Origin of the sequence: Dawidia soli (assembly GCF_018598185.1) — a bacterium.
GTDB classification, from domain to species: domain Bacteria; phylum Bacteroidota; class Bacteroidia; order Cytophagales; family Cyclobacteriaceae; genus Ohtaekwangia; species Ohtaekwangia soli.
On record NZ_JAHESC010000060.1, the window covers coordinates 1 to 13520 of the forward strand.

Consider the following 13520-nt stretch of genomic DNA (forward strand, 5'->3'; position numbering starts at 1 on the left):
GGCCGGGCCCGGCGGCCCTCCGGCGCTGGGGAGACGCGCCTCGGCAAACGCTGGGGGATAACCGGGGCGCCAGTTGTCAGGCGCCGGTCGCCGTGGCTCAGCGTATGTTATTTTCGGTTGTCTTCGCCGAGGAGCATGCTGAGGTAATTCTGGTAGCGGGTGGGGGCGATGGTGCCTGTTTGTACCGCGTCTATTACGGCGCACTTCGGCTCGTTTACATGGATGCAGCGCGCGCCGAACTTACAGTCTAAGCGGCGGTCGCGCATTTCGGGGAAATAGTCTGAAAGTTCCTGTTGTTGAATGTCGACAAGGCCCCATTCTTTCACGCCGGGGGTGTCGATCACAAAGGTGCGGTCGTCGAGCTGGAACATTTCGGCAAATGTCGTCGTATGCGTGCCTTTCTCTGAAAATGATGATATATCGCCTACGGTCTGTTCGATGTGTGGTGCCAGCTTGTTCAGCAACGTAGATTTACCTACCCCCGAGTGGCCGGCGATCAGGGTGACCTTGTCCTGCAGTACCTGCCGTACAGGATCGGCCGATTCTTCGCGTGCGGACAATGAGAAGCATGTTACGCCCAGCGAGGTGTATAATGTCACCAGGTGCTGTATCAGCTCGAGGTCTTCCGGTTGGAGCAGGTCTTTCTTGTTAAAGACTATTACCTGCGGTATGCGAAACGCCTCGGCGCTGACCAGGAAGCGGTCGATAAACCCCAGGGATGTGCGCGGCATGGCCAGCGTTACCACCAGCAACGCCTGGTCTACGTTGGCCGCCAGCACGTGGGAGTGGCCTGTCTTCTTAACCGATTGTCGCAGGATGTGGTTGGTACGCGGTAGTATTTCGGTGATGGAGCCGGTCTCGTGCTCGAGATCGAAGGCCACATGGTCGCCCACGGCGACGGGGTTTGTTTCTTTGATGCCTTCCAGGCGGATCTTGCCCCGCACGCGGCACGTATAGTGCCGGCCGTTGGGTGCGAGCACGTCGTAGAACGAGCCGGTTGAGCGCATGACGGTGCCGTTGAGCCGCTGGGTGGTCATGCGGGACGGATCTCGGAAGTGGTGACGACGTAATCGATGATCATGCGGGTAGCGCCGAGGTTCTCTTCGACGTATTGCCGCGTCACTTCGCAGGCCAGCAGGAAGTTCTCGGGGATGTTGAGCATTTCGTACTTGGCCTTGAAGTCGGGGTAATCGGACACTTCAAACGCGCCGCCGCGGTTGATGAGGTCTACCGCCTCCTGGAATTTTTCATAGTTACGGTTGCCGAAGAAGATCGGCACGCCATAACAAGCCGCTTCGAGGATGTTGTGGAGGCCTTTGCCAAAGGCGCCGCCTACATAGGCGAACTCCCCATAGCGATACAAGCGTGATAGCATGCCGACGTTGTCGATGATCAATACCCGCGCTTCTTCCAGGTCGGGCGTCTGGGCGGCCTGTGAATACCGTACCGAACGCACTTGCAACGCGCGCTCCAGGTTCACCAGCGACGCCTCATGGATCTCGTGCGGTGCGATGATAAACTTGAGCCGGTCTTCATTGATGAAGGGGATGAGCACGTCGAGGTCTTCGGTCCATGAACTGCCTACGACCAATACCTTTTGATCGGCCTTGAATCTTTTGGCGGTGGCGATCTCTTCGGCTTGTTGCACGACCTGGTATACACGGTCGAACCGGGTATCGCCGGCGCGCTTTACCGGGTCGATGCCGATGCTGTGAAGCAGCCGTACCGATTCGTCGTTTTGCACAAAAAAGACGGAGAAGTATTTCAGGATGTTCCGGTAAAAGCCCCCGTAGGATTGAAAGAACAATTGATCCTGGCGGAAGATGGCCGACACCGATAATAACGGGATATTATTTTTGTGCAGCGTGCGTGCAAAATGGTGCCAGAATTCATATTTGACAAAGATGGCCAGGTCAGGTTTAACCAGCGATACGAAACGACGTGCATTCGCGGCGGTGTCCAGGGGCATATAACATACATAGTCAGCTTTGTCGTAATGCTTGCGTACCTCATAGCCCGAGGGTGAGAAAAATGTCAGCAGTATGCGTACATCGGGGAAACGTTCTTTCAGCGCTTCCATGAGGGGGCGTCCCTGCTCGAACTCACCGAGCGAGGCGCAGTGTACCCACACCAGGAATCCCTGCCGGCGCTCAAAGCGTATTGCCAGTTCGTGAAAGATCCGTTTCCGCCCTTTGGCAAAGGCCTTGGCTTTGGGGTGAAAAAGCGCCGCAACGCGTGCCCCTACGCCCAGCAGGAAAATCGCCAGATTATACAGTACAATCATGTCCACGCAAAATTAACACGAAGCCTGATTCTGTACGTGTTGTTGTGTACGATTTGTGTTAAAACCTTACATGTAGCACGATCTTCTTCATTTTTTTACATGCTGGTTTTCAGGGAGTTTACCTAATGGGGTAATTTCGAATGAATGTGCACTGTTCAAACTCCTAATTAAAAACACCTTAACCATCATGAAATTTTTACGATTGGCGGCATTGGCGGGTGTGTTGGCGTTCACCGCGACAACCACTACGTATGCCCAGGACGACATTGACAAACTGATCCGCGAAAACGCGGAAGACGGCGAGAAGCTTGTCGGCGGCTACATTGCCCCGTTTATGAAGAGCTTTGCGTTGGGCCTGAACTCGGGCTGGTACAACACGGCCAAGCCTCACAAGCTGATCGGCATCGACCTGACGATCACGGTGAGCGCCATGCGCATTCCTGATAAGGAAATGTTCTATAGCGTGTCGGGCCTGAACAACATAGAATTGCAAGAAGGCGTAACGGGTCACCCCAACGAGGCGCCTACCCTTATCGGTCCCGGCGAGTCGCCCATATACCGTGTCAAGGGCAGCGGTGAGACCTTCGAAGGTCCTGAAGGCCTTGACCTGAAAGAAGAGATCGGCAAGAACTGGGTACCCACCCCGATGGTGCACCTGGGGATCGGCCTTCCGAAGAATACAGACCTGAAGCTTCGCTTTATGCCCGAGATCGACCTGGGCGACGACGGTAGCGCCAACATGTTCGGTATCGGCGTGATGCACGACATCAAACAATGGCTGCCGGGCTTTAAAGTTATTCCGTTCGACCTGTCGGCATTTGTAGGTTATACGCACCTGAAGCTGCAGTATGCTTATACACCGGATGAGATCCAGACGGAAAATCCGATGGCCGAAATGGTGATGAACGCTACGACTATCCAGGGCGTGATCTCCAAGAAGTTTTCGGTGGTGACACTGTACGGTGGTCTGGGTTACAACATCGTAAAGTCCAACATCGGCATCAAAGGCAAGTGGGACCTGAACGACAACGGTACCTACGAACCGAACCTGCGCGAGATCAACCCGATCAACATCGACTTCAAAACTTCCGGCCCCCGTGCCACAGCCGGTTTCCGCCTGAAGCTGGCCGTTATCACCCTGCATGCTGACTACACGGTGCAGAAGTACAATGCCCTTACGGTAGGGTTTGGTATCAACGTGCGGTAATCGTTACCGACACCGTTTTGGAAAGGCAATGTCGATTCGGGCATTGCCTTTCTATTTTTACACCGGTCCCGGGTACAATAAACCTTCGCTGCGAGCGACTTAGGGGTATGAAACTTTTTCGGAAGATTATGATGATCGCGTTCTTTATTGTGGTGGCCCTGGCGGTTGCTGTATTTCTTTTTATGCAACAACCGTCGTTTGGCAAGCTGCCGTCGGGGGAGCGGCTGGCCCGGATCGAGCGCTCGCCGCACTACAAGAACGGGCATTTTGAAAACATACTGCCCACCGCCATGATGGCCGACGATGTTTCGTATCCGGACATGCTCCGGAAGTTTTTCTTCGCGACCGACCCGTTGCGCGAGCCTGACCACGTGCTGCCCGCCGTCAAGACCGACCTGCGCGCCCTCGGTGGCCGGGAGCCGGTGATCGTTTGGTTCGGACACTCGTCATACTTCCTGCGCATCGACGGCAAGAATATCCTGGTCGACCCGGTCTTCAGCAAACGCGCATCGCCGGTGCAGTACGCAGGTTCCGAACAATTTGCTGGCACCGGGATCTATAGCGCCGACGACTTTCCCGACATCGACCTGCTGATCATCACACACGATCACTATGATCACCTCGACTACAGCACGATCAAAAAGATACACACCCGCACCCACGCCATCTACACCTCGCTGGGCGTAGGCAGCCACCTGGCATATTGGGGCGTGCCCGAAAGCAAGATCCATGAGCTCGACTGGTGGGAACAGGCAAATGCCCTGCCGGGGATTGAATTGACGGCCACGCCTGCGCGCCACTTCTCCGGTAGAGGCTTTGTACGGAACAAGACGCTGTGGTCGTCGTTTGTGTTGAAGACGGCCACGCATAAGATCTTTGTGGGCGGCGACTCGGGGTATGATCCTTCGTTTAAGAACATCGGCGATACGTTCGGACCGTTCGACCTGGCGTTGCTGGAGTCGGGGCAGTATGATAAGCAGTGGCCGTTTATACACATGATGCCGGAGGAGACGGTGCAGGCGGCAAAGGACCTGCAGACGAAGGTATTGATGCCGGTACATTGGGCCAAGTTCAGACTGGCGCTGCATCCGTGGAACGAGCCTATTCAGCGTGTGACGAAGAAGGCTGCTGAGGAGGGAATGGCGATTGCTACGCCGAAGGTCGGGGAGGTGATTGTTGTGGGTGGCGGATATCCCACAGATACGTGGTGGGAGTAGTTGTAGGTAAAGGCGGTCGGGAGACCGCCACTATACGCGGCGCCAGAAACTGCGGTGTGGAGTATCTTTCTCAAAAACAGTAAACGTTTCTTTTTGTGGTACAGCATTGCCGGTAGTGGAGTGGGCTTGATCTTTTACGTGGGAGAGATAACACTTTTTGCCCATGGAACATCTTTTCACTGCTGAGGGGCTTGTCAGCCTTGTGACGCTTACATTCCTGGAAATCGTACTGGGGATCGACAACGTCGTCTTCATCTCCATTCTCACGGGTAAGCTGCCGATCGAGCAACAGGGGAGGGCCCGCTTGATCGGTATAGGGCTTGCTTTGATCGCGCGCATCGCGCTGCTGTTGGGGGTGAGCTGGTTGATCGGCTTACAGAAGCCGGTGCTGACGCTCGGCGCGTTTGCGCTAAGCTATCGCGACCTGATCCTGTTCGCCGGTGGATTGTTTCTGATCGGCAAGAGCGTTTCCGAAATTCACGGCAAGCTGGAGGGAACGGCGACGTCGTCTGCTAAGAATAAGGTGATCACGTTCCGCAGCGCCGTTGTACAGATCATTCTCATCGACCTCATCTTTTCACTGGACTCGATCCTGACCGCCATCGGTTTGGTGGAGAATGTGCTGATCATCATCATTGCCGTGGTGATCTCACTCGGTATCATGCTTTTCTTCTCCCGCATCATCAGCGACTTTATCAACAAGCATCCGACCATGAAGCTGCTGGCGCTGGCCTTCCTGATCATGATCGGTACGTTGCTGGTAGTAGAAGGACTGCACGTACATGTGCCGCGTGGGTATATATACTTTGCCATGGCTTTCGCGCTGGGGATCGAGTTTCTGAATATGAAGATCCGGAAGAAGACCACGCCGGCGCCTGTGTCGCTGCGCGAAGAGGTGACGCTTCCTAAGGTGACGGCGCAGAATACGATCCGCAAGGGATGGAGCGAGAAGTTTGCGCAGGAGGATGTGGAGGCGGATGACACTGTTTAAAAAATACCAGGGCCTTCGCCGCTAAACGAAGATGCCCTGGCCTATCAAACCCGGTCGCCATACAGGCGACCCCCCTCTCGCGATCCCTTCTTATCGTGTCCTGGTCTTAGAATGTATACCGTATGAACGGCACGGGGAAAAACGACTGTTGGTACTGCGTCACGATGGCGTTTGTGCGCGGGTTATAGCTTTGATCGAAAATGTTTTTGTTGTTGGTCAGGTTTTGAAGGTCCAACGAGATCTCCAACGTGCTGCGTGTGTATTCCTTGCGGTAGGAAAGGCGCAGGTCCGTGCGAAAGTAGGGATCTTGTTGTTCGCTGTACGCTGCCTCGGGACGGTATATGGTGCGGCCCATTTGTTGTGATTTTTCGAAGTTGATCGGTATGAGATACTTGCCGCCGATGGCCGTCAGCTTGAGGTTGAGCGAGAAGAAGTTCTTGTTCTTGCCCACGCGCCACTCTTTGCCTGCCAGTGCGTTTACGACGTAGCCGGTGTTGAAGGCGGTGTTGCGTTCTATGCCGTCACTGCCTTCATATTTGGAGTCGAACAACGATGTCGTGAACAGAAAATAATAGTTGCGATGGAAGAATCGCTCGATCGTAAGCTCCACACCGTAGTTGTGGCCCGTGCCGTTGTTGACAAGGCTGTCTTCTTCCTCTGCCGCGAAGCTCATGCCGGCATTGATTGCCGAATAGGAGCTCGCCTTGCGCTCGACCGGTACGTTGCGCAGGGATTGATAGTAGCCCTCCGCTTTAACACGGAGGTGCTCGGTTACATTCCAATCGTAGGTGAGCACCAGGTGTTGACTGGTGGTAAAGTCCAGGTCTTTGTTCGTGAGCATCACTTCGCCCGACGGTGTGCGGGTTTGTGTAACGCTGGTTGTGATGTTCTGCGCCTGGTTGTGCAGGCCATATCCCAGGCTGACGGTGTGGCGTGGGTTGATGATGTATTGTACGCTTGCGCGCGGCTCGACGGCGGCTTGCTCGTTGAGCGAGTAATATTGGGCGTGTACGCCGAGGTTCATCGACAGGTTGGTGCCGAAACGGTGTTTCCAGTTGCTGTAGGCCTGGTACAGGGTGGCGTTGTCGCGGGCGTTCATGCGCACGGTGTCGCGGCCCAGGTTGGCGTATACGTTGCGCATGAACAAGTCGAACTGCTGGGCGTCGATGTAGAAGCCCGACACGATGCTGTTGCGGGCGTTGATCTTTGTGCGTGTCAGTACGTTGAAGGAATATTTTTGTGTATTCATATCGGCTTGCGCGCGCAGGTACCGTTGGCTGACTTCGTTCCCGGTATTTCGCACGAGTGAGTCGGCGGTAAATTTTTCGTGTGTGGCGCTGGCGCCGGCGGTGAAGCGTATATAGGTGCGCTCGGTCAGGCTCTTTTCGTAGCTGACGCCGGCGATGCCGGTGCGGTAACGCGGATAGGAATCGGTGTTCTCACTGCCATACAGATCGGCGTCGCCGTCGAGGTCCGCTTCACTGCCGAGCAGGTCGATCTCGCTGACGCCACCGAGACCAAAGATGGACCACTTGCCGCCGTTGCGCGTGGGCAGGGTGACTTTAAAGTTCAGGTCCTGGTAGAGGGGCGTGCTGGAGCCGGTACCAAACTCGATACCCAATGATTGAAATACACCCAGCGTTGAATAGCGATAGTTCGCTATATAGGAAGCGCCATTCTTGCCGATCGGTCCTTCGGCGCCCACTTCAAAGCCGTTGAAACCGATCTGTCCCAGGAATTCGTGTTTTTCGTTGTTGCCATCGCGCAGGCGGAGATCGAATACACCGGCGGTGGCGTTGCCATACTGGGCTGTAAAGGCGCCGGTCATAAAATCAGACTTGTCGAGGTTGTTGTTGTTCAGCATGCTGACCGGGCCACCGGTCGATACGAGTGCACCGAAATGATTGGGGTTGGGAATGTTCAATCCTTCGAGCTGCCACAGCATGCCGGTCGGGGAATTGCCGCGGACGACAATATCGTTGCGCGAATCGTTGCCGCCGACCACACCGGCAAAGTTGGCTGCCATGCGCGAGGGGTCGCCGATGGCACCGGCGTAACGTTTGGTATCATCGACGTTAAAGGACCTTGCGCTGACAATGGCCATGTCGTTGTTGGTGGCGGTCTTGTCTTCGCGCGATGTACCGGTGATGACGATCTCGTTTAACTGGCTTACGCTCTCGGTCAGTGCTGCGTTCAGGATCACTTCCTTGCCGGCGGTGACGATGGTGTTGGGAATGGACTGCTCTTCATACCCGATATAGGTAATGCGTACCGTGTGGCGGCCCACCGGTACTTTGTCGATGCGAAACTGGCCGTTGGCGTCCGTGACGGCGCCAAAGGATCGTTGATCGGTCGTGACTACGGTTACACTCACACCGATCAGCGGTGTGTTGCTCACACCGTCGGAGATCTTTCCACGAATCGTTTGGGTGGACTGTGCCGCCAGCGAAAATGTCAGGCCGGTGCACACGACGGTCAGCAGGATGAGAATTGATAGCTTGGTTGGTTTCATAGAAGCGCTTACGGGGGATTAGTTATCGTGCCTTCTTAGACGAAAATGATGCACGATAACGTATGCCGCAGCGCCGGTATGGCGTGAATGGAGTGGATTACGTCGCCAGTAACAACGTGTGGGGTGAATGGTAAGCCGTTCTGGTATTAATACAGCTCGATCATATCGCGCAACTGCTTGAGCTTGCCGATCACTTCCTTGCCTTTGGACCGCGATACGGGCACAGAGAAGTCGGTGTCGCGTATGCTGAGCTTGTAGCCGTTGGTGTTGCCGCTGATGTGATCGATGGCGTAGATATTTACGATAAACGAGCGGTGGCAACGCAGTGCAAACGAATTATTGAGCTGCGCTTCCATGTTCTTGAGGTTGATGCGCAAGATCTTCTTCTCCACTCCCTTGCCATTCTTCCACACAATAGTGGAGTAGTTGTCATCGGCCTCTACGTACAACAGGTCGGGAAGATTCAAGGTGAGTGTCTCGCGTGTGTCCGATGAAATGGTGATGCGGTGGGATTCCGTGTCCTGCGTCGTTTCTTCTTTTCTCTCTTCTTTCAGCGTACGGATGCGTTCCAGCTCCTGATTGGCCTGGATGGCGTTGCGCAGGTTCTCTTTTAAGGCATATGTACGAAGGATCATGGTGCCGGCGCCGACGGGGATGATGCCGTATGTAACAATGCGCGGGTACGTGGCAAGTATTGCCTCTCCCAGGCCGATGGGCTCATGGTGCAGGTGCAGTACATGTTTGACAATGGCAATGGCCGGTCCGCATAGAATAAGCTGCCAGGCCGTAAACGCCAGGTACTTGCCGAGCGTCCACTGGAGGGTGTCAAAGGGTGCCGGTAAAAGTTTGGGCAATAATACGATGTGGCTGAAGAGTACCAGGAACACCACCGAGCCGATGATCAGCACCTTCGGTCCGCCCTGTCTGCACGCGGGATCGGAGGCGACCATGGTCGCTATCAACAAGAGTGTGATGCCGAAGGTGAGGACCGTGTTCTTCCGGTCGTCGTTGAGGTAATAAGGGCAGGGGGCGTTGAGTTGCTGCAGCGATACCATAGCCGGAGGATTGTGGTTTGAAGGTAAAGTATTTAATCGTCAATGGCCCCGCAAAGGTTGAGGTGAATGGTGAATTGTTGTGAAAAACGTTGTTTTGGGGTGAATAACTATCGCGGGAGGAACGGTTTTTTTACGGGTGCCACCGGCCCCGATAACACCCCCTGCGCTTGAAAACACGATTCCTTCTGCTATTCTTTCTGCTCAGCCTCCTGGGGGCAAGCGCTCAGACCACCCAGACCGAAAATGACCCGACCTATTACGTGTCGTACGAGCGGTACATCACCGGTCGCTATTATTTCTCACGCAAGTACACCTCGTTCGACCTCCGGTCACTGGATGACGGAGTGCGCCTGCGCTACCGGCCCAACACCACGCTGAACATGGGCATCGGGGCCACGTACAAGTGGGCGACACTGAACCTGGCCTACGGCTTTCCGTTCCTGAACCCTACCGGCAACCGTGGAAAGACCCGCTACCTGGACCTGCAAGTGCACAACTATGGCCGCAAGATCGTCATCGACCTCTTCGGGCAATTCTACCGGGGCTTTTACCTGAACAATGAATCGCTGCGCAAAGAAGACGGCACATACTACCAGCGCCCCGACATGCTGGTGCAGATGGTGGGTGCTTCGGGACTTTACTTATTCAACCACCGCCGGTTTTCGTACCGCGCATCATTCCTGCAGAACGAATGGCAGAAGCGGTCGGCCGGCTCTTTTTTGTTGGGATGGGAGATCTTTGTGGGGCGCGGCAAAGCCGATAGCAGTTTTATACCCTCGCCGATAAACGATGCGACGGGGATCCACGCCATCGATCGTGTCAGCTTTGTTGAAACGGGGCCGAGTATCGGCTATGCGTACACGTTCGTGTTTAAAAAACATTTCTTCGCTACGGCCTCGTCCAATGTCAGCCTTGACTACGGCAAAAATCTGATCTATACCGATGAGGGCATCGAGCATTCGGAATCGTTCAGCCCCAATTCGCTGGCGCGTCTTTTTGCGGGGTATAATTCTGACAAGTGGGCGCTAAGCTTTACGTTCGTGCATCAGATCGCGCGGATCTCGTCCAACCGTGATGCGATAGCCAGCTCATTGAACACGGGTAATTTCCGCTTCAACGCGGTGTATCGATTCCTGCCGAACCGTAAGACGCGGAAGGTGTTAAAGGAGGTGATCAAATAACCGTCTTACTTTCCCCGATAGGAGGGTGCGCGCTTTTCGATGAAGGCTTGCATGCCTTCCTTCTGATCTTCAGAGGCAAACGTGAGGTAGAAGTTCTTGCGTTCGAAATGCAGGCCTTCGTCGAGGTGTGTTTCAAAGGAGCGGTTGACGGCTTCCTTTGCCAGCCGTGCCGCCACGGGGGCCATTGTTGCAATCTCACTGGCCAGCTTTACGGCTTCCTGTAAGTACATTTCCACGGGTACTACTTTGTTCACCAATCGATAGAACAATGCTTCTTCTGCCGACAGGAACCGGCCGGTGAGCACCAGCTCCATGGCCTTGGCTTTGCCGATGGCTTTGGTGAGGCGTTGCGTACCACCGGCGCCGGGCATGACGCCAATTTTGATCTCGGGTTGGCCAAAGCGCGCGGTCTCTGACGCAATAATCATATCGCATGTCATGGCCAGCTCGCAGCCGCCGCCCAGCGCAAAGCCGGATACGGCGGCGATCAGCGGCTTGTGTGTTTTGCGGATCTGGTCCCAGGTGCTGAACTGATCGGTGATGAGCATGTCGACGGCGGTCTTGTCGGCCATCTGGCGAATGTCGGCGCCGGCAGCAAAGGCCTGGTCGTTGCCGGTGAGTACAATGGCGCGTACGGCCTCGTCGCGATCCAATTGCTGGAGGCCGTCGCGTAATTCCTGCATGAGTTGTAAATTCAGGGCATTGAGCTCTTTGGGGCGCTGCAGACGGATCAGGGCAACGGCGGGAGCATATTGGGACTGGACTTGGATGAATTCCATACGGGTTTGGTTTTTTGCGGCGTTTGCGGTGTTAAACCGGGTTACGGACGAACCGGGAAGGAAATTAACACAAAAAGAGAAAAGCCCACTTTTGAGGGCGGGCTTTTCAAACCAAAAGGCAGTACTAAAAGTGTGCTATGCATATATAAATACCACATGCGAGCCTTTTGTAACCCCTTGTGCATTATTTTTACATCGACCGGCCTCTGTATGTCGGTGTGGCCACGAAATAGCACGATGAAACGTAAAAAAGTATTGTTTGTTTGCTTAGGCAATATCTGCCGCTCACCCCTGGCCGAGGCCATTTTCAAGCACAAGATCAAAGGAACATCGCTGGAGCAACACGTGGAGGCTGATTCCTGCGGCACCGCTAATTATCACATTGGCGATTCGCCGGATCACCGCACCATTGCCAATGCGTTGAAAAACGGCGTCACGATCAGCCACGCAGGGCGGCAATTGTGCAATGCCGACTTTGGGGATTATGACTATATCCTGGCGATGGACAACAGCAACCACCAGAACATTCTGCGTGTGGAGGGTTCAAAGGGCCATGAGGCCAAGGTGCAGCTGATGCGCAATTTTGATCCGCACGGGAAGGGGCACGAGGTGCCGGACCCGTATTACGGCGGCGAAGCGGGGTTTCAGGAGGTCTTTGATATCCTGGACCGGTCGATGGATGTGTTTATCCGGGAGCTGGAAAAGGACCTGGCGAAGTAGTTTTGCGGATCTAACAGGTGGAATACTTCGGATATATCATAGTATTGAAATAGCATTAAAATAGTATTGAAATACAATTGTTATAGCCCTGTAGGGCTATAACAGACCCATCTCAATTCATATTCAGATCGAAGTTGATCGGGGCTAAACCTAGCAGCATTATCCTCCCCCCACACCCCTCTCTCCAACGTGGAACGGCTGGTCGTAGCTAGTGCGGGTTGGCTACGCCCTGGGACGAGGGCGGCCGGAGACTGGCCCCAGCCGTGGCCAGCCGCCGGCGGCGCGGCGTGATCAACGCACCAATACTTGCAGGGTGGAGCGTGACGATTGTTCCAGCAGCACGTTGGACCTGTTGCGATAGGTATCGAATGTTTGCTTGTCGTAGTTCTTTACGGTGATCAATGTCAGGCCCGTGTTATAAAATACTTCGAATTGTTGTTGCAGCTTGCGGATCAGGCTCATGATCTTGTTCTCGCGGAAGTCGAGGCAGAAGGAGAAGGAGATGGCGGAGTTCTGCATTACGTTTACACGCAGGTCGAGGTCGGAGAGCGCGTTAAAGATCAGGCTGAGCTGTTGTTCGTTGACGAATGTATAATCTGTTACGCGGCACGATACCAGGCACTGATTTTCTTTAAATACGATCAGCGGGGGGAGGTTATCGATCTTGCAGGCGTGGATGCGGGTGCCGGGCAGGGAAGGGTCTGTAAAATTCTTTACCAGCAGGGGTATGTTGGCGTTTGCCAGGGGCTTGATGGTCTTGGGGTGAATGACGTTGGCGCCGTAGTAGGTCATCTCGGCAGCTTCCTGGAAGGGCAGCTCTTCAAACACGACGGCGGCGGGCAGGCGCTTGGGGTCGGCGTTCATGACGCCGGGTACATCTTTCCAGATGGTGACGGCGGCGGCGCGCAGGCAAGAGGCGAAGATGGCGGCAGAGAAGTCTGAGCCTTCGCGGCCCAGTGTCAGCGTGAGCCCGTCGGTGGAGCGGCCTATGAAGCCCTGGGTGATGATGACGTGGTCGGCCAGGATGGGTGGAAGGCCGGCGATGTTGCCTTCGGTCCGGGTCCAGTCGATCTTGCCTTCGCGGAAGGTGCGGTCGGTGGCAATGCACGTGCGGGCGTCTAGCCAATGTGTCGGGATAGACTGGCTGAGGAGGTAGTGGTGTACGATGACCGAGGAGATCAGCTCACCGCCGGATACTACCTGATCGTATACCTGGTCGTATTCACCGGGGCTGCTCAGCTCTTTGCGGAGCGTGTCGAAGAGGTCGTCGACGGCGGCGTATGCCGGATGGTTGTCGGGGAAGAGGTCGCGCATTACCTGGAGGTGGTAATCGTGCAGGGGGGCGAGCTCGGGTGACGCGTCCTGGTTCTTTTGCGCCAGGGCCACGGCCCGTTCGAGGGCATTGGTTGTTTTGCCCATGGCCGAGACCACTACCAGCAGGTTGCTGGCTGCTTTGGAGCCGATGATCTTCGCGACGTTGCGGATGCCGGCAGCATCTTTTAAGGATGCCCCGCCAAATTTAAAAACCTCCATTCTGATTAACTAAATCGTTTGCGTAATTACCTTTACCGTAA

At 55.0% G+C, this 13520-nt stretch carries 11 protein-coding genes; 5 read left to right on the forward strand and 6 right to left on the reverse strand.

Annotated elements, in window-relative coordinates; genetic code table 11:
* Window positions 1–107: 107 nt before the first annotated feature.
* Window positions 108–1037 (reverse strand): ribosome small subunit-dependent GTPase A, encoded by a 930-nt coding sequence (gene rsgA / locus KK078_RS27030; RefSeq protein ID WP_254093465.1) that lies wholly within the window; start codon window positions 1035–1037, stop codon window positions 108–110.
* Window positions 1034–2284, reverse strand: coding sequence for a 3-deoxy-D-manno-octulosonic acid transferase (locus KK078_RS27035; RefSeq protein ID WP_254093466.1), 1251 nt, complete (start codon window positions 2282–2284; stop codon window positions 1034–1036). The genes rsgA and KK078_RS27035 overlap by 4 nt, the downstream gene beginning before the upstream one ends.
* A gap of 187 nt (window positions 2285–2471) precedes the next feature.
* Here KK078_RS27035 and KK078_RS27040 point away from each other — a divergent pair, with 187 nt between their 5' ends.
* The 3 genes from KK078_RS27040 to KK078_RS27050 all read left to right on the forward strand — a co-directional run bounded on the left by KK078_RS27040 (window position 2472) and on the right by KK078_RS27050 (window position 5699).
* Window positions 2472–3491 (forward strand): DUF6588 family protein, encoded by a 1020-nt coding sequence (locus KK078_RS27040; RefSeq protein ID WP_254093467.1) that lies wholly within the window; start codon window positions 2472–2474, stop codon window positions 3489–3491.
* A gap of 128 nt (window positions 3492–3619) precedes the next feature.
* Complete coding sequence (locus KK078_RS27045; protein WP_254093468.1) at window positions 3620–4708, forward strand: MBL fold metallo-hydrolase; 1089 nt, start codon at window positions 3620–3622, stop codon at window positions 4706–4708.
* Window positions 4709–4871: 163 nt separating this feature from the next.
* On the forward strand, window positions 4872–5699 hold the full coding sequence (locus tag KK078_RS27050) for a TerC family protein (protein ID WP_254093469.1): 828 nt from the start codon (window positions 4872–4874) through the stop codon (window positions 5697–5699).
* A 106-nt stretch (window positions 5700–5805) separates the two neighbouring features.
* Here the strand turns inward: KK078_RS27050 and KK078_RS27055 are convergent, their stop codons facing one another.
* Both KK078_RS27055 and KK078_RS27060 read right to left on the reverse strand, forming a co-directional pair.
* Window positions 5806–8211, reverse strand: a complete 2406-nt coding sequence (locus tag KK078_RS27055; protein WP_254093470.1) for a TonB-dependent receptor — start codon at window positions 8209–8211, stop codon at window positions 5806–5808.
* Between the two features lie 146 nt (window positions 8212–8357).
* Window positions 8358–9266 carry a LytR/AlgR family response regulator transcription factor gene (locus tag KK078_RS27060; RefSeq protein WP_254093471.1) on the reverse strand — a complete coding sequence of 303 codons (909 nt, stop codon included), beginning with the start codon at window positions 9264–9266 and terminating at the stop codon, window positions 8358–8360.
* A 167-nt stretch (window positions 9267–9433) separates the two neighbouring features.
* On the opposite strand from KK078_RS27060, the gene KK078_RS27065 reads away from it, so the two are divergent.
* Window positions 9434–10447 (forward strand): DUF4421 domain-containing protein, encoded by a 1014-nt coding sequence (locus tag KK078_RS27065; protein ID WP_254093472.1) that lies wholly within the window; start codon window positions 9434–9436, stop codon window positions 10445–10447.
* A 5-nt stretch (window positions 10448–10452) separates the two neighbouring features.
* Here the strand turns inward: KK078_RS27065 and KK078_RS27070 are convergent, their stop codons facing one another.
* Window positions 10453–11226, reverse strand: coding sequence for an enoyl-CoA hydratase-related protein (locus KK078_RS27070; protein ID WP_254093473.1), 774 nt, complete (start codon window positions 11224–11226; stop codon window positions 10453–10455).
* A gap of 237 nt (window positions 11227–11463) precedes the next feature.
* Here KK078_RS27070 and KK078_RS27075 point away from each other — a divergent pair, with 237 nt between their 5' ends.
* Window positions 11464–11946: a low molecular weight protein-tyrosine-phosphatase gene (locus tag KK078_RS27075; protein ID WP_254093474.1), complete on the forward strand. Its 483-nt coding sequence runs from the start codon at window positions 11464–11466 to the stop codon at window positions 11944–11946.
* 291 nt (window positions 11947–12237) lie between these two features.
* Here KK078_RS27075 and KK078_RS27080 read toward each other — a convergent pair whose 3' ends face one another.
* Window positions 12238–13479 carry an aspartate kinase gene (locus tag KK078_RS27080; RefSeq protein WP_254093475.1) on the reverse strand — a complete coding sequence of 414 codons (1242 nt, stop codon included), beginning with the start codon at window positions 13477–13479 and terminating at the stop codon, window positions 12238–12240.
* Window positions 13480–13520 lie beyond the last annotated feature (41 nt).